The sequence below is a fragment of the Sanguibacter sp. HDW7 genome, from assembly GCF_011300875.1.
Classification (GTDB): domain Bacteria; phylum Actinomycetota; class Actinomycetes; order Actinomycetales; family Cellulomonadaceae; genus Flavimobilis.
On record NZ_CP049862.1, the window covers coordinates 327,553 to 342,096 of the forward strand.

Genomic DNA, 14,544 nt, shown 5'->3' on the forward strand with positions numbered 1-14,544 from the left:
GCTGCGGGTCGGGCCGGATTCCCGGCCCTGACCTGCAACAACACCTTGCGGAGGATGGGGGATTCGAACCCCCGAGGGCTTTCACCCAACCGCCTTTCCAAGACGGCGCCATAGGCCACTAGGCGAATCCTCCTGGCAGCAGCGTGTTCGAGGATACCCGAGGATGGCGCGCAGACCGAATCCGAGCCTCGGACGCGGGCTGAGAGCCCGCGCCGACCCGATTCGGACGCCGCCCCTGGCTCCGCTAGACTTCCCAGCAGACCCCTCGTGCGGCGTCATCTCGCTGAACTCCCCCAGGGCCGGAAGGCAGCAAGGGTAGGTGAGCTCTGGCGGGTGCACGGGGGGTCCTTGCATACCCCGGGCGCCCGTCCGGCCACTGCCGCCACCTTGTGAGCGCAGTCACCATGTGGACAGTCGTCCCATCGTGCGATTGGCGGAAAGACGCTGCGCGGCTGCCGCGATGAGGTGGCGCCGCGAGATCCGTCGGTCCAACATCCGAGATTCCACCCCGACGGGCTGGCCCCGACCGTCGTCGTCGTCGCATGGTTGTCCCATGACCGCCACCTGCTGCACCACGACCCGCTCTGTCGCGACCTGTCGTCGCGACATGATGCGTGGGCGAATGTCGCAGCGGGCTGCGCAGGCCTGAGCCACCGAGCCGCGTCCAGAGGGACCCGACCGCGCACCGCGGTCGTCAGTCGGAAGGCCTCCTGCCGGGCACCCCAGGTGCCCTGATCCCCGCCTCACCCCAGAAGCACGCCCCGGACGGTCGTGCCTCGGAGCAGACCCCGGATCCCCACGCCTCCTGGCGCTCACGCGCCGCAGCGAGCACCCGTGCCCGCGCCTCCCAGAAGCGAGAACTCCCATGAACCGCAAGCTCACCGCCATCGCCGCCGCGACCGCGCTCCTCCTCGGCCTCGCCGCGTGCGCCTCCGACGAGACGCCCGCCGCCAGCGGCACCACGGGTGGCTCGGCCGCCCCCAAGGCCGTCCGCATCGGCGTCGTCGGCTCGCAGGACGACCAGTGGCCCATCTTCGCGGAGAAGGCCAAGGCGGCCGGCATCGACGTCGAGATCGTCAACTTCTCCGACTACGCGCTGCCCAACCCCGCACTGAGCCAGGGCCAGATCGAGCTCAACCAGTTCCAGCACATCCAGTACCTCGCGGACTACAACGTCAACGCGGACGACGACCTCGTCGCGATCGGCGCCACCGCGATCTACCCGCTCGCGCTCTACTCGAAGAAGCACACCGCGCTCACCGACATCCCCGACGGTGCGGAGATCGCGGTCCCCAACGACCAGACGAACCTCAACCGTGCGCTCTTCGTCCTGCAGGCCGCTGGCCTCATCAAGCTCGATGGCGGCGGCACGCTCACGTCGACCGAGCTCGACGTCCTGCCCGAGTCGAAGGTCAAGGTCACGCCGGTCTCGGCGGAGCAGACGGCCGTGTCCCTCGAGTCGCTCGACGGTGCCGTCGTCAACAACGACTTCGTGCTCGACGCGGGCCTCGACCCCAAGGCCGCCCTCGCGCAGGACGACCCGGCGTCGCCTGCCGCCCAGCCGTACATCAACATCTGGACGGCCCGCGCCGCTGACAAGGACAACGCGACCTACCTCAAGCTCGTGAAGATCTTCCAGGACACCGCCGTCACCGACGCGCTCCAGGAGCAGTCGAAGGGCACCGCCGTCCTCCGCGCGGACGACGCGGCCGCCCTCGCGACGATCCTCAAGACGACCGAGGACAACATCCGCGCGGGCAAGTGAGCCCACGGGCGGGGACGCACCACGCGTCCCCGCCCGGAGCGTGCACGACGCCCAGGGGTGCAGGGGGCCCCTGGGCGTGACGCGTCCCCACCGGGCACGATGGGACCTACGGTGCCCACCGACAGGAAGAGCGAGCGATGAGCGAGCGCGAGCCGAAGATCGTCTTCGAGGCCGCCACGAAGGTGTTCCGCACCACGAAGGGTGAGGTGCGCGCGGTCGACGGCGTCAACCTCACCATCAGGGCGGGCGAGGTGTACGGCGTCATCGGGTACTCGGGCGCCGGCAAGTCGACGCTCGTGCGACTCATCAACGCGCTCGAGCCTGTGACGAGCGGTCGCGTGCTCGTCGACGGGCGCGACGTCCACTCCCTCAAGGAGTCCGCGCTGCGTGCGGCCCGCGCGGACATCGGCATGATCTTCCAGCAGTTCAACCTGCTCTCCTCGCGCACGGTCGCGGGCAACGTCGCCTACCCGCTCAAGGTTGCGGGCTGGCCGCGCGCGAAGCGCGACGCCCGCGTCGCCGAGCTCCTCGACTTCGTCGGCCTCACCGACAAGGCGCGCGCGTTCCCCTCCCAGCTCTCGGGCGGGCAGAAGCAGCGCGTCGGCATCGCGCGCGCCCTCGCGACGAACCCGACGATCCTCCTCGCCGACGAGTCGACGAGTGCGCTCGACCCGGAGACGACCCAGGACGTCCTCGACATCGTCAAGCGCGTCAACGTCGAGCTCGGCGTCACCGTCGTCGTCATCACGCACGAGATGGAGGTCGTCAAGTACGTGTGCGACCGCGTCGCGGTCATGGAGGGCGGCAAGGTCGTCGAGCACGGCGACGTGTACGACGTCTTCGCGCGGCCGCAGCATGCGGCGACCCGACGCTTCGTCGGGACGGCACTGCGCGACAGGCCGAGCCCCGCCGCCCTCGAACGGCTACGACGACGGCACCCGGGGCGCATCGTCACCGTCGGCGTCCGCGAGGACGGCGGCGCGACGGGCGAGCTCACGCGCGCGCTGCGCGACCACCCGGTCGACGGGACCGTCATCTACGGCGGCATCACCGAGATCGCGGAGCGCCCCTACGGGTCGCTCACGCTGGAGATCGCGGGCGACGACGTCGCGATCGCGGCGTTCCTCACCGACCTCGGGCGCTCGACGACGGTCCTCGACCTCGGCACCGCCGCCCACCCGCTCTCGGACCCCGACGCCGTCGGGCCGCGCGCCTCGAAGGGAGCGTCCGCATGAACCTCGTCGCTGCCGCCCGGCCCACCGACTGGGACAAGATGCTGCCCGCGTTGTGGAGGTCGCTCGGCGAGACCCTCTACATGGTGAGCGTCTCGCTGCTCGTCGCGCTCGTCGCGGGGCTCGCGCTCGGGCTCGCGCTTTACGTGACGCGCGCCGGCAACCTCTACGGCAACCGCGCGGTGAACATCGTGCTCAACGTCGTCGTCAACATCGTGCGGCCCATCCCGTTCATCATCTTCCTCACGGCGATAGGCCCGCTGACCCTCTCGGTCGTCGGGACGACGGTCGGCACGGAGGCCGTCATCCTGCCGATGTCGATCATGGCGTCGTTCGCGTTCTCGCGGCTCGTCGAGCAGAACCTCGTCGCCGTCGACCCGGGCGTCGTCGAGGCGGCGCGCGCGATGGGGGCGTCACGCTTCCGCGTCGTGTGGAGCGTGCTCGTGCCCGAGGCGCTCGGGCCGCTCATCCTCGGCTACACGTTCCTCTTCATCGGGGTCGTCGACATGTCGGCGATGGCCGGGATGATCGGCGGCGGCGGGCTCGGCGACTTCGCGATCCGGTTCGGCTACCAGCGCTTCAACTGGGAGGTGACGTTCGTCGCGGTGCTCGTCATCGTGGTGCTCGTCCAGATCGCGCAGGGCGTCGGCAACCTCCTGGCGCGCAAGGTGCTGCGGCGTTGACGTGCAGCGGTGGACGGGGCCGGCGCGGCTCCGTCCACGGGGCCGGGAGGCCCCGGTCGAGTGTCGGTGGTTCCGCATAGGGTGGGGCCGTGACCACTGCCCTGTACCGCCGCTACCGCCCGGACTCCTTTGCCGACGTCGTCGGCCAGGAGCACGTCACGGCACCCCTGCGGCAGGCGCTGCGGTCCAACCGCGTCAACCACGCGTATCTCTTCTCGGGCCCGCGCGGCTGCGGCAAGACGACGTCCGCGCGCATCCTCGCGCGCATCCTCAACTGCCACGAGAACACTGACGCGACGCCCACGGACACCCCGTGCGGCGTGTGCCCGTCGTGCGTCGACCTCGCGACGGGCGGCCCCGGCAGCCTCGACGTCGTCGAGATCGACGCGGCAAGCCACGGCGGCGTCGACGACGCCCGTGAGCTGCGCGAGCGCGCGACCTTCTCCCCGACGCGCGACCGCTTCAAGATCTTCATCCTCGACGAGGCGCACATGGTGACGCCCCAGGGCTTCAACGCGCTGCTGAAGATCGTCGAGGAGCCGCCGGCATACCTGAAGTTCATCTTCGCGACGACGGAGCCCGACAAGGTCATCGGCACCATCCGCTCGCGCACGCACCACTACCCGTTCCGCCTCGTGCCGCCGGACGTCATGGTGCCGCTCCTCGAGAAGCTCTGCGCAGCCGAGGGCGCGCCCGTGGGCTCCGGAGTCCTGCCGCTCGTCGTGCGCGCGGGCGGCGGGTCCGTGCGCGACACGCTCTCCGTCATGGACCAGCTCATCGCGGGATCCGGGCCCGAGGGCGTCGACTACGAGCTTGCCGTCGCCCTGCTCGGCTACACGCACGCGACGCTGCTCGACGACGCCGTGGAGTCGGTCGCCTCGCGCGACGGCGCCGCACTGTTCCGTGTCGTCGACCGCGTCGTCGGATCGGGCCACGAGCCCCGACGCTTCGTCGAGGACGTCCTCGAGCGCCTGCGCGACCTCGTCGTCATCGCAGTCTCGGGCGACGACGCCGCGGCCGTCCTGCGCGACGTGCCCGCCGACCAGCTCGATCGCATGCGTTCCCAGGCCGCCGCGATGGGTGTCGCGGAGCTGTCGCGCGCCGCCGACCTCACGAACGACGCGCTCACGTCGATGAGCGGCGCGACGTCGCCGCGCATGCACCTCGAGCTGCTCTGCGCACGTCTCCTGCTGCCCGCCGCTGCGGGAGGCGAGCAGTCGCTCGCGTCGCGCCTCGACCGGCTCGAGCGGGGACTTGGGCCGGCTGCTGCCGCTGCGGTGGCCGACGGGTCCTCGGCCGGCGCCGTCGCAGCGCCTGCTGTCGCTGGTGCGCCCGGTGTCTCTGCCGCGCCGCGTGAGGAGTTTGCTCCGGCTGCCTCGCGCGGGGACGCCGGACGTGGTGCCTCGGCCGCGCGTGCCGCGCTCGCGGCGGCGACGGGGCGTGGGCCTGCTGCGCCTGCGGCGTCGCCCGCGCCGGTGGCCGCTGCGCCTGCACCCGCTGCTGCGCCCGCGCCTGCTGCGCGCGAGGACGACGCGCCCCCGCCGTGGGACGTGCCGGTGGCAGAGGGGGCGCCTGCCGACGTGCCGTCGTCTGCGCCTGCGGTCGCACCTGCGACGGCTGTCGCGCCCGACGTGGCGTCTACGCCGTCGGCCGCGTCCGCAGACGCGGCCGCGCCCGCACCCGCTGTGCACGACGACGACGCGCCGCCGCCGTGGGACGAGCCCGAGCCTGAAGCTGCTCACGCACCTGTCGCTGCGCGGGAGCCCGGGCCGGCGGCGGCGGAGCCCGCAGCCGTCGTGGATGCTGCGCCCGAGCCTGCAACGCCTGCAGCTCCCGAGCCCGCTCCCACGCCGGTGGTGGACTCCACCCCCGAGCCGGTGCACGAGCCCGCCGCGCCTGCCGCGCACGAGCCCGCTGCGCCCGTGCCCGTGCCGGTGCCCGAGCCCGTCGTCGTGCCTGCAGCCGAGCCTGCCGCTGCTCTGGCTCTGGCTCCGGCACCGTCGCAGGCTCCCGAGCCCATGCCGGAGCCCGCAGCTCCGGCGGCCGAGGAGAACCGTGCCCCCGCGACGGGGGCCGGCGAGGACTCGGAGACCCTGCGCCGCCGGTGGGACGAGGTTCTCGCGACCCTGTCCGACCTCAAGAAGGCGACGTGGGTGCTCGTCAAGGACAACTCGCGCGTCGCCGAGCTCACGCCGACGACCCTGCGTCTCGCCTTCACGGCTCCTGGGCTCGTCGCGGCGTTCCGCAACGGCCCGCACTCCGCGCTCGTCCAGCAGGCGGTCAAGGAGACCCTCGGCTACGACGTCCGCGTCGAGGGCGAGGTCCAGGGCGACGGGCCGGCGTCCGCCGCGCGTCCGCAGGCCGCCGCGGTCGCGGCGCCCGTGACACGCGCGCACGCACCCGTCGACGAGGTCCCCGCCCGCCACGACGACGCCCGCGCACCTCGGTCCCAGGGCCCCGGCGACGACCACGGTCAGGCGAGCCATGCGCCGCAGGACCTTCCCGAGCCCCCCGCGGACCCCGACCCGTTCGGCGCCACCGATCCGACCGGTGACACCGACCCGTTCGGCGGCCCGGACCTGTCCCACGACTCGTCCGAAGCCGGTGGACACATTCCTGACGGAGAGCGGACGGCTGCGTCGTCTGCCACGCCGTCGGCGGAGCCTGCCCAGCAGCCCGCCACGGCGGTCCGGGCACCGGCTCCCGCCCAGGCGTCGGCCGTCCCGGCCCCCCCGGCCGAGCCGCAGGTCGTCGACTCGTGGGACGTCGTGCCCGTCGGTACCTGGACGCGCGACGAGCCCGCAGCGCCCGCGCCCGTGAACCCTGCGCCCACGGACGTCACGTGGGACGTCGTGCCCGTCGGCTCGTCGGCTGCCGAGCCGACCGCGACCACCGAGGCGGCACCGTCGCCGGCCCCCGCTGCGGACCCGTGGGCGAGCGTCGTCGAGCGCATCGTCGCCGAGCCCCAGACGCGCCACGAGCCCGCTCCCTCGGCGCCGGTCGCGGCCCGTCCGGCCTCTTCGTCGACCTCGTCCGCACCGCTCACGGGCGCCGCTGCCGCGCGTGCCGCCGCCCTCGCTGGCCGCGGCGCCGCCGCCCACCCGCGCACGTCGAGCGCCGACGAGCCGCCTCACGACGACGCGCCGCCGCCCGAGGAGCCGTCGTACGACGACTACGAGGACTCGGTGCCGTTCACTGAGACGACGCTCATGGGTGTGCCGCTCGTCGTGCAGATCCTCGGCGCGACGGTCCTCGAGGAGACGAACGACACCGACGCCTGACCTGCGCCGCCGAGCGGCGGACGGGCGATGTCCGGGGCTCCGGATAGGCTCGGGGCGTGTACGAAGGAGCGGTCCAGGACCTCATCGACGAGCTCGGGCGTCTGCCCGGGGTCGGCCCCAAGAGCGCGCAGCGCATCGCGTTCCACCTCCTCGCGGCGGACGCGGACGACGTGCGTCGTCTTGTCGACGCCCTCACGCAGGTCAAGGCCCGCGTGAAGTTCTGCGAGGTGTGCGGCAACGTCGCGGAGGAGGAACGCTGCCGCGTGTGCCGCGACCCGCGGCGCAGCCCGTCGGTCATCTGCGTCGTCGAGGAGCCCAAGGACGTCGTCGCGATCGAGCGCACGCGCGAGTTCCGCGGGACCTACCACGTGCTCGGCGGGGCCATCAACCCGATCGACAACGTCGGCCCTGACGACCTGCGGATCTCTCAGCTCATGTCGCGCCTCGCGGACGGGCAGGTCACCGAGGTCATCCTCGCGACCGACCCCAACGTCGAGGGCGAGGCGACGGCCACGTACCTCGCGCGCCTCCTCGGCCCCATGGGCCTGAGGGTCACTCGCCTCGCGTCCGGGCTGCCGGTCGGGGGAGACTTGGAGTACGCCGACGAGGTCACCCTCGGCCGAGCGTTCGAAGGACGGAGGGTCGTCCATGGCTGACGACGTACGCATGACGCTCCCGGGCGGTGTCACCGAGGTCGGGGCGGCCTTCGCCGAGCAGGCGTCGAACTTCGTCGCGACGGTCACGCACGTCGCGTCGGGCGCGACTCCCGAGGCCGCGATCCCCGTGCTGCTCCTCGCGACGACCGACGTCCTCGCGTCCGGCTCACGCCTCGGCGCGATGGTCGACGTCGTGCCGGCCGAGGAGTTCGAGCCAGACTCGGGGCCCGACACCGACGTCGAGCCGCTCCGTGTCGCGCTCGCGCTCATCCTCGACGGGCTCGACTCGTACCCGGAGGTCGTCGATCCGGTCCTCGGTGCGGAGCTCGACACGACGAGCCTCTCCGACGGCCTCGCCGAGATCACTCTCGCCCTCACGCAGGGCCTCGCCCACCACGAGGCCGGCCACCCGGCCGAGGCCCTGTGGTGGTGGCAGTTCTCCTACCTGTCCGGCTGGGGCGCGACCGCCGCGTCGGCGGCGCGCGTCCTCGCGTCGATCCTCGGTCACCTGCGGCTCGACGTCGACGACGACGTCGCTGCCGAGGCCGAGTACGACGCGTTGCAGCGACACACGACCGGATGACGACGGGCGGCCTCGATCTCTCGACGACGACGGTCCTGCTCCTCGTCGTCGCCGGCTTCGCCGCCGGCTGGATCGATGCCGTCGTCGGCGGGGGCGGGCTCGTCCAGCTGCCCGCGCTCCTGCTCGTGCCGGGCATCAGTCCCGTGCAGGCGCTGGCGACCAACAAGCTTGCGGGCATCATGGGCACGTCCGTCGCCGCCGTGACCTTCTACCGGCGGGTGGGGCCCGACCTGCGGACGGCCGCGCCCATGGCGGTGTGCGCGTTCGGCGGAGCGGTCGGCGGGGCGGCCCTCGCGAGCCGCATCCCCGCCGAGCTCTTCACACCGATCATCCTCGTCGTGCTCATCGGCGTCGCCGCCTGGACCATCGCCCGGCCCTCGCTCGGCAGCTCCTCGGCGCTGCGGTGGGAGGGCAACCGGCACGTCCTCACCGCGGCGGCCGTCGGTCTCGCGATCGGCGCGTATGACGGGCTGCTCGGGCCCGGCACGGGGACGTTCCTCGTCATCAGCCTCGTCGGACTTCTCGGGTACGCGTTCCTGCCCGCGTCCGCGATCGCGAAGATCGTCAACTTCGCGACCAACGCGGGCGCTCTCGTCTTCTTCGTGCCGCACGGCGCCGTCCTGTGGGGACTGGGTCTCGTCGTCGGCGCCGCGAACCTCTGCGGCGGCTACCTCGGTGCGCGCATGGCCGTCGCCAAGGGTTCCGGGTTCGTGCGCGGGGCCTTCATCGTCGTCGTGTCCGTGCTCGTCGTACGCCTCGGCTGGCAGGTGCTCGCGGGCTGACCTGCGGGGGTGTCGAGCGCTATGCCGTGGGCGTAACTGCTTCACCCTTCGGTCGTCCGACGGGGGCTGACCTGTGGACGGTCGCGGAGTACCGTGGGTCGCAGGTCGCGCGCGACGGGCGTGCGTCGGGTGGAAGGAGGTGCCGCATGGGCATCGATGACCTCGCCGCAAAGGCGAAGGATGCACTGGCGGAGCACGGCGACAAGGTCTCGGACGGCCTCGAGAAGGCAGCCGAGTTCGTGAAGTCGAAGACGTCCGACGACGTCGACGCCAAGATCGACTCTGCGGTCGACGCCGCCCAGGGCTTCATCGCCAAGCAGCAGCAGGCCTGAGATCCAGCCCAGACGCCCGCACCCCCGATGACGGCGGTGCGGGCGTCGTGCTGTCCCCTTCGTGCGACTCGTAGGTCCGGAGCGCCGTTCGATGGTGCTGGAGACCTACGGGGTGGAAGTGAGGTGGGGTCCGGGGGGCGGACGGAGCGTGCGGGACGGTCGGGTCCGCCGCTACGATCGGGGCGTTCGAACAAGCATCTGGTGGACGTTTAGATCAACGGGACCAGGGACGAAAAGAGCACACATGGCACTCATCGTGCAGAAGTACGGCGGCTCCTCGGTGTCCGACGCCGAGAGCATCAAGCGCGTCGCCAAGCGCATCGCGGAGTCCAAGCGGGCCGGGAACGACGTCGTCGTCGTGGTCTCGGCCATGGGCGACATGACGGACGAGCTCATCGACCTCGCCCAGCAGGTCACGCCCGCCCCTCCGCAGCGAGAGATGGACATCCTCCTCACCGCCGGCGAGCGCATCTCGATGTCGCTCCTCGCCATGGCGATCAACAACCTCGGCGTCAAGGCCAAGTCCTTCACCGGCCAGCAGGCCGGCGTCATCACGGACGCGGTGCACGGCAAGGCGCACATCGTCGACGTCGTGCCCTCGCGGGTGCGCGAGACGATCGAGAAGGGCTCGGTCGCGATCGTCGCCGGGTTCCAGGGCGTCACGCGCGACACGAACGACGTGACGACGCTCGGCCGCGGCGGCTCCGACACGACGGCCGTCGCGCTCGCGGCGGGCCTCGGCGCGGATGTCTGCGAGATCTACTCCGACGTCGACGGCGTGTTCACCGCCGACCCTCGCATCGTGCCGGCGGCCCGCAAGGTCGACCGCCTCACGTACGAAGAGATGCTCGAGATGGCGGCGAGCGGGGCGAAGATCCTGCACCTGCGCTGCGTCGAGTACGGCCGGCGCTACGACGTGCCGATCCACGTGCGGTCCTCCTTCTCCGGCAAGGAGGGCACCCTCGTGACCAACCGACCCCTGACCGCCGAGAACGGCGAGGAGCTCCCGATGGAAGAACCGATCATCACCGGCGTGGCCCACGACCGGTCCGAGGCCAAGATCACCGTCGTCGGCGTGCCCGACGTGCCCGGCACCGCCGCGCGCATCTTCGAGGTCGTCGCCACCGCGGGCGCGAACATCGACATGATCGTCCAGAACATCTCGGCCGCGCAGACGGGCCTCACGGACATCTCGTTCTCGCTGCCCGAGGGCGACGTCCCCGCGACGCTCGCCGCGCTGCGCGTCGCGCAGGAGGAGATCAAGTTCGAGTCGCTGCAGTTCGACGACCAGATCGGCAAGCTCTCGCTCGTCGGCGCGGGCATGAAGTCGAGCCCGGGCGTCTCCGCGAAGCTCTTCGGCGCGCTGCGTGACGCTGGCATCAACATCGAGATGATCTCGACGTCGGAGATCCGCATCTCGGTCGTCACGCGCGAGGACTCGCTCGACGACGCCGTGCGCGCTGTCCACACGGCCTTCGGGCTCGACGGCGAGGCAGAGGCCGTCGTCTACGCAGGAACGGGGCGCTGACCATGACCGAGAACCTCACCGTCGCCGTCGTCGGCGCGACCGGCCAGGTCGGCGGCGTCATGCGCCGCCTCCTCGTCGAGCGGGACTTCCCGGTCGGCACGATCCGCTACTTCGCGTCGGCCCGCTCGGCCGGCAAGGTGCTCGACTGGAAGGGCACGGACGTCGTCGTCGAGGACGTCGCGACCGCCGACCTCGAGGGCATCGACATCGCGATCTTCTCGGCGGGCGGCAGCACGTCGAAGGAGCACGCGCCGCGTTTCGCCGCGGCGGGTGCCGTCGTCATCGACAACTCCTCCGCATGGCGTCTCGACGTCGACGTGCCGCTCGTCGTCTCCGAGGTCAACCCGGACGCCGTGACGGAGGCCCGTAAGGGCATCATCGCGAACCCCAACTGCACGACAATGGCCGCGATGCCCGTCCTCAAGCCGCTGTCTGACGCGGCCGGCGGCCTGCAGCGCCTCATCGTCTCGACGTACCAGGCGGTCTCGGGCTCGGGCCTCGCGGGCGCGACCGAGCTCGCCGACCAGGTGCGCGCGGCCGTCGCGGGTGACGTCGCGCTCGAGGAGCTCGTCACGGACGGCTCCGCCGTCACGCTCCCCGAGCCGAGCAAGTACGTGCGGAACATCGCGTTCAACGTCGTCGCGATCGCGGGCGGGATCGTCGATGACGGCTCGCTCGAGACAGACGAGGAGCAGAAGCTCCGCAACGAGTCGCGCAAGATCCTCGGCCTGCCTGACCTCGCGGTCTCGGGCACGTGCGTGCGCGTGCCCGTGTTCTCGGGGCACTCGCTCGTCGTCAACGCCGAGTTCGGTGAGCCGATCTCGCCCGAGCAGGCCACGGCGCTGCTCGAGCAGGCACCGGGCGTCGAGGTGACGGACGTGCCGAACCCGCTGCAGGCGGCGGGCGCCGACCCGTCGTTCGTCGGCCGCATCCGCGTCGACCAGTCCGTGCCGGGCGGCAAGGGCCTCGCGCTGTTCATCAGCAACGACAACCTTCGCAAGGGTGCCGCGCTCAACGCGGTGCAGGTCGCGGAGGTCGTCGCGCCGCGCCTTGCCGAGGTGCGCGCCGCGCGCGTCTGAGCCCGCACATCGATCGGCCCCCGTTCCGGGATGCGGAACGGGGGCCGACGCGCGCCTGCGGGTGACCGGGACGGTGGTAGTCAGGGTCGCCCGGGCTCAGGAGGTGGTTCGGAGAGCGACGGCCTTGAGGGTCGCGTACTCGTCCGCGGTGATGGCGCCCGCGTCGAGGAGGTTCTTCGCACGCGAGATCTCGTCGATCGCGCCACCGCCGGCGACGGACCGGATGTACTCTTCCGTCGAGGTCCTGGCCTCGGATGCATGGACGACAGCGCGCTCGCCCATGCCGCGGCCGCGAACGACGAGGTAGACGAGCGCGGTGAGGACGGGTGTCGTGACGAGGAAGAAGACCCAGATGGCCTTCGCGAGTCCGCCGAGCTCCCGGTCGCGGAAGACGTCTCCGATGATCGAGAAGATCACCATGAGGTACGAGATCAGGAGGAACACGGCGAGGAACCACCAGATCGTGGTGCCGATCGTGCTCCAGAAGGACGGGATGTTCATGTGGTGCTCCTTGCAGCCTGTGGGCGGTGGTGTGAGCGCCCGCAGTGCGCGGGTGCATGCGGGCTCGTGCTGACGACGGTCCACGGGCCTCGATCATGATAGGAACCGCAGTTGCCGCAACACCCCGAGAACGAGGGGCGGGCCCCGACCGGAACGGCCCATGGGGCGGTCGAAACCCCTCGATCCAGGGGCTGTGGACGCCCTGGCAGCGAGACGGTCGGCGAGTGGCTTCCTCGCATGCCGCCGACCCGTCACAATGGGGCGCAGACGAATGACATCGAGGAGGTTGCCGTGGTGGCTCGAGCGCGGATCGGGGTGGTCGACGACCACCCGTCCGTCATCCTCGGCGTGAGCGCGATCCTCAACGTCAGCGCCGATCTCGTCGTCTCAGCGTGGGGACCGACGGTCGACTCGGTTCTCGTGCAGGACGAAGGTCTCGATCTTGTCCTGCTCGATCTTGTCCTCGGCGACGGATCGACCCCGACGCTCAACGTGGCGCAGCTGCGTGCGGCGGGTGTTCCGGTGCTCGCGTTCACGAGCGGTGACCGTCCGTCGACGATCCGTGAGGCGGGCCGAGCCGGGGCCGTCGGTATGGTGAGGAAGTCGGAGACACCGACGGCCGTCCTCGCCGCGGTGAGGGGAGCTTTGCGCGGTGAGGTTGTGGCGACCTCTGACTGGGCCGCGGCGCTCGATCACGACACCGACTTCGTCACGGCGCGCCTGTCCGACCGTGAGGCTGAGGTGCTCGCACTGTACGCGTCGGGCGAGACCGCAGAGCGTGTCGCGCGCACCTTGTTCATCTCCCGGCAGACGGTTCTTGACCATCTGCGGCGTATCCGCGCGAAGTATGCGGCGGTTGATCGCACGGCGCCGACGAAGATCGACCTGTTCCACCGCGCTGTCGAGGACGGGCTCGTCCCGCCCGGCGGGTGAGCACACGGTCTGCCACTACCGAGGACGCGGCTCGCGCGCGTCTCACGGACCGGGTTGACCGGACGGTGGCGCGCCTTGTCGCGGGAGGGGGCGTCGTGCTCGTCGTCGGGGAGGCGCTTCCGGGGTACCTGGCGCCGGATCGATACGCGGCGTGGTGGAACGTGCTGGGCGCCGTGCTCGTCGCCGCGACACTCGTTGTCGCTGTGGTTCCCCGACAACTCGGTACGTGGACCTTTACGGCGCTGTGCGTGGGCATCCCGATTCTCAGTGCGGTTCTCAACGCTGCGACCTTTGTGGCCTTCGAGGGGCCGGACGCCGATGCGGCGGTGCCGTGGGTCTGGGCGCTCGAGCCGATCGCCGTGAGCTTGCTTGCGCTGCGTGTTCCGGTCGTGTGGGCCGTCAGCGCGGCGCTCGGAGCCGCGCTGCTGCCGACGGCCTCGGGTCTCCTCGTGCTCGGGCACGTGCCGGAAGCGGTCCTCGTGCTCACGCCCTGGCACCTCGCGAACGTCGCGTTCGTCGTCATCTTCGCCGGGATCCGCGTGCGTCTGAGGGCGTTCGGGGAGAGCGAGGAAGCCGCACGTCGCGGCGCTGAGGAGCACGCCCGCGCCGAGTCTGAGGTGCGGCGGCTCGCGGCTCTCGGGCTGCTCGTGCACGACGAGGTGCTTACCGTGCTCGCGGTTGCTGCGACAACTGGGCGCGACGGCGGGGATGCGGTGTCCGACGCCCTGCGCGTCGAGGCGCGTCATGGGCTCGGACTGCTCGGCGGAGCTCCCGCGGGGCGCACAGCAGTTGCGGGATCCTCTGGTCAGGTCGCCGCGTCGCTCTCCGCGTCACTGCGCCGCATCGACCCGACGATCGTGCTCGACGTCGAGACGCTCGACGCGTCACCCCCGCCGCCGGACGTCGTCGACGTGCTTGCACGGGCCGCTGCGGAGGCGGTCCGCAACAGCCTGCGCCATGCCGGCGAGGGCGTGACGCGGCGCGTCGCCGTGCGGGTGGGTGGGCTGTCGGTCGGCGTCGTCGTCCGGGACGACGGCTGCGGGTTCACAGACCTCGAGGGACGCGACGGCAGACTCGGGGTGCGTGAGGGCATTCTCGCGCGCGTGCGCGCGATGCCCGGCGGGACCGCCGAGCTGCGTTCCGCTCCCGGAGCCGGGACAACGGTGCTGCTGGGGTGGTCCGCATGAGT

The 14,544-nt window shown here is 71.7% G+C and carries 13 protein-coding genes, 1 tRNA gene and 1 other RNA gene; 13 read left to right on the top strand and 2 right to left on the bottom strand.

Annotation, left to right across the window (positions count from 1 at the left end):
* Window positions 1–48 precede the first annotated feature (48 nt).
* Window positions 49–133: transfer RNA gene (locus G7063_RS01515), tRNA-Ser, on the bottom strand.
* A 123-nt stretch (window positions 134–256) separates the two neighbouring features.
* Between G7063_RS01515 and ffs the strand changes: the two genes are divergently transcribed.
* From ffs to G7063_RS01570, 11 genes are all read left to right on the top strand, one after another.
* Window positions 257–353, top strand: an RNA gene (gene ffs / locus G7063_RS01520) — signal recognition particle sRNA small type.
* Window positions 354–865: 512 nt separating this feature from the next.
* Window positions 866–1,765, top strand: coding sequence for a MetQ/NlpA family ABC transporter substrate-binding protein (locus G7063_RS01525; RefSeq protein WP_166412767.1), 900 nt, complete (start codon window positions 866–868; stop codon window positions 1,763–1,765).
* A 137-nt stretch (window positions 1,766–1,902) separates the two neighbouring features.
* The gene (locus G7063_RS01530; RefSeq protein WP_166412768.1) at window positions 1,903–3,000 is read left to right on the top strand and encodes a methionine ABC transporter ATP-binding protein; all 1,098 of its coding nucleotides are present in this window, start codon (window positions 1,903–1,905) and stop codon (window positions 2,998–3,000) included.
* A complete protein-coding gene (locus G7063_RS01535) occupies window positions 2,997–3,680 on the top strand; it encodes a methionine ABC transporter permease (RefSeq protein WP_166412769.1) in 684 nt (227 codons plus the stop codon). Before G7063_RS01530 ends, G7063_RS01535 begins: the two co-directional genes overlap by 4 nt.
* Before the next feature lie 89 nt (window positions 3,681–3,769).
* On the top strand, window positions 3,770–6,961 hold the full coding sequence (locus G7063_RS01540; protein ID WP_166412770.1) for a DNA polymerase III subunit gamma and tau: 3,192 nt from the start codon (window positions 3,770–3,772) through the stop codon (window positions 6,959–6,961).
* A gap of 56 nt (window positions 6,962–7,017) precedes the next feature.
* On the top strand, window positions 7,018–7,617 hold the full coding sequence (gene recR / locus G7063_RS01545; RefSeq protein ID WP_166412771.1) for a recombination mediator RecR: 600 nt from the start codon (window positions 7,018–7,020) through the stop codon (window positions 7,615–7,617).
* Window positions 7,610–8,200 carry a DUF5063 domain-containing protein gene (locus G7063_RS01550; protein ID WP_240916151.1) on the top strand — a complete coding sequence of 197 codons (591 nt, stop codon included), beginning with the start codon at window positions 7,610–7,612 and terminating at the stop codon, window positions 8,198–8,200. Before recR ends, G7063_RS01550 begins: the two co-directional genes overlap by 8 nt.
* Window positions 8,197–8,982 carry a TSUP family transporter gene (locus G7063_RS01555; RefSeq protein ID WP_166412772.1) on the top strand — a complete coding sequence of 262 codons (786 nt, stop codon included), beginning with the start codon at window positions 8,197–8,199 and terminating at the stop codon, window positions 8,980–8,982. Before G7063_RS01550 ends, G7063_RS01555 begins: the two co-directional genes overlap by 4 nt.
* A gap of 146 nt (window positions 8,983–9,128) precedes the next feature.
* Complete coding sequence (locus tag G7063_RS01560; protein WP_166412773.1) at window positions 9,129–9,314, top strand: antitoxin; 186 nt, start codon at window positions 9,129–9,131, stop codon at window positions 9,312–9,314.
* A 244-nt stretch (window positions 9,315–9,558) separates the two neighbouring features.
* Window positions 9,559–10,842, top strand: a complete 1,284-nt coding sequence (locus G7063_RS01565) for an aspartate kinase (RefSeq protein ID WP_166412774.1) — start codon at window positions 9,559–9,561, stop codon at window positions 10,840–10,842.
* 2 nt (window positions 10,843–10,844) lie between these two features.
* Window positions 10,845–11,921, top strand: a complete 1,077-nt coding sequence (locus tag G7063_RS01570; protein ID WP_166412775.1) for an aspartate-semialdehyde dehydrogenase — start codon at window positions 10,845–10,847, stop codon at window positions 11,919–11,921.
* Window positions 11,922–12,017: 96 nt separating this feature from the next.
* Here G7063_RS01570 and G7063_RS01575 read toward each other — a convergent pair whose 3' ends face one another.
* Window positions 12,018–12,422 carry an SHOCT domain-containing protein gene (locus tag G7063_RS01575; RefSeq protein ID WP_166412776.1) on the bottom strand — a complete coding sequence of 135 codons (405 nt, stop codon included), beginning with the start codon at window positions 12,420–12,422 and terminating at the stop codon, window positions 12,018–12,020.
* A 291-nt stretch (window positions 12,423–12,713) separates the two neighbouring features.
* Between G7063_RS01575 and G7063_RS01580 the strand changes: the two genes are divergently transcribed.
* On the top strand, window positions 12,714–13,355 hold the full coding sequence (locus tag G7063_RS01580; protein WP_206188188.1) for a LuxR C-terminal-related transcriptional regulator: 642 nt from the start codon (window positions 12,714–12,716) through the stop codon (window positions 13,353–13,355).
* Between the two features lie 248 nt (window positions 13,356–13,603).
* Entirely contained in the window at window positions 13,604–14,542 is a 939-nt protein-coding gene (locus tag G7063_RS01585; RefSeq protein WP_166412778.1) for a hypothetical protein, read from the top strand.
* Window positions 14,543–14,544 lie beyond the last annotated feature (2 nt).

Coding starts and splice junctions, on each gene's coding strand:
- G7063_RS01525 (WP_166412767.1), top strand. CDS start 866: ATGAACCGCAAGCTCACCGCCATCGCCGCCGCGACCGCGCTCCTCCTC.
- G7063_RS01530 (WP_166412768.1), top strand. CDS start 1,903: ATGAGCGAGCGCGAGCCGAAGATCGTCTTCGAGGCCGCCACGAAGGTG.
- G7063_RS01535 (WP_166412769.1), top strand. CDS start 2,997: ATGAACCTCGTCGCTGCCGCCCGGCCCACCGACTGGGACAAGATGCTG.
- G7063_RS01550 (WP_240916151.1), top strand. CDS start 7,610: ATGGCTGACGACGTACGCATGACGCTCCCGGGCGGTGTCACCGAGGTC.
- G7063_RS01555 (WP_166412772.1), top strand. CDS start 8,197: ATGACGACGGGCGGCCTCGATCTCTCGACGACGACGGTCCTGCTCCTC.
- G7063_RS01560 (WP_166412773.1), top strand. CDS start 9,129: ATGGGCATCGATGACCTCGCCGCAAAGGCGAAGGATGCACTGGCGGAG.
- G7063_RS01565 (WP_166412774.1), top strand. CDS start 9,559: ATGGCACTCATCGTGCAGAAGTACGGCGGCTCCTCGGTGTCCGACGCC.
- G7063_RS01570 (WP_166412775.1), top strand. CDS start 10,845: ATGACCGAGAACCTCACCGTCGCCGTCGTCGGCGCGACCGGCCAGGTC.
- G7063_RS01575 (WP_166412776.1), bottom strand. CDS start 12,422: ATGAACATCCCGTCCTTCTGGAGCACGATCGGCACCACGATCTGGTGG.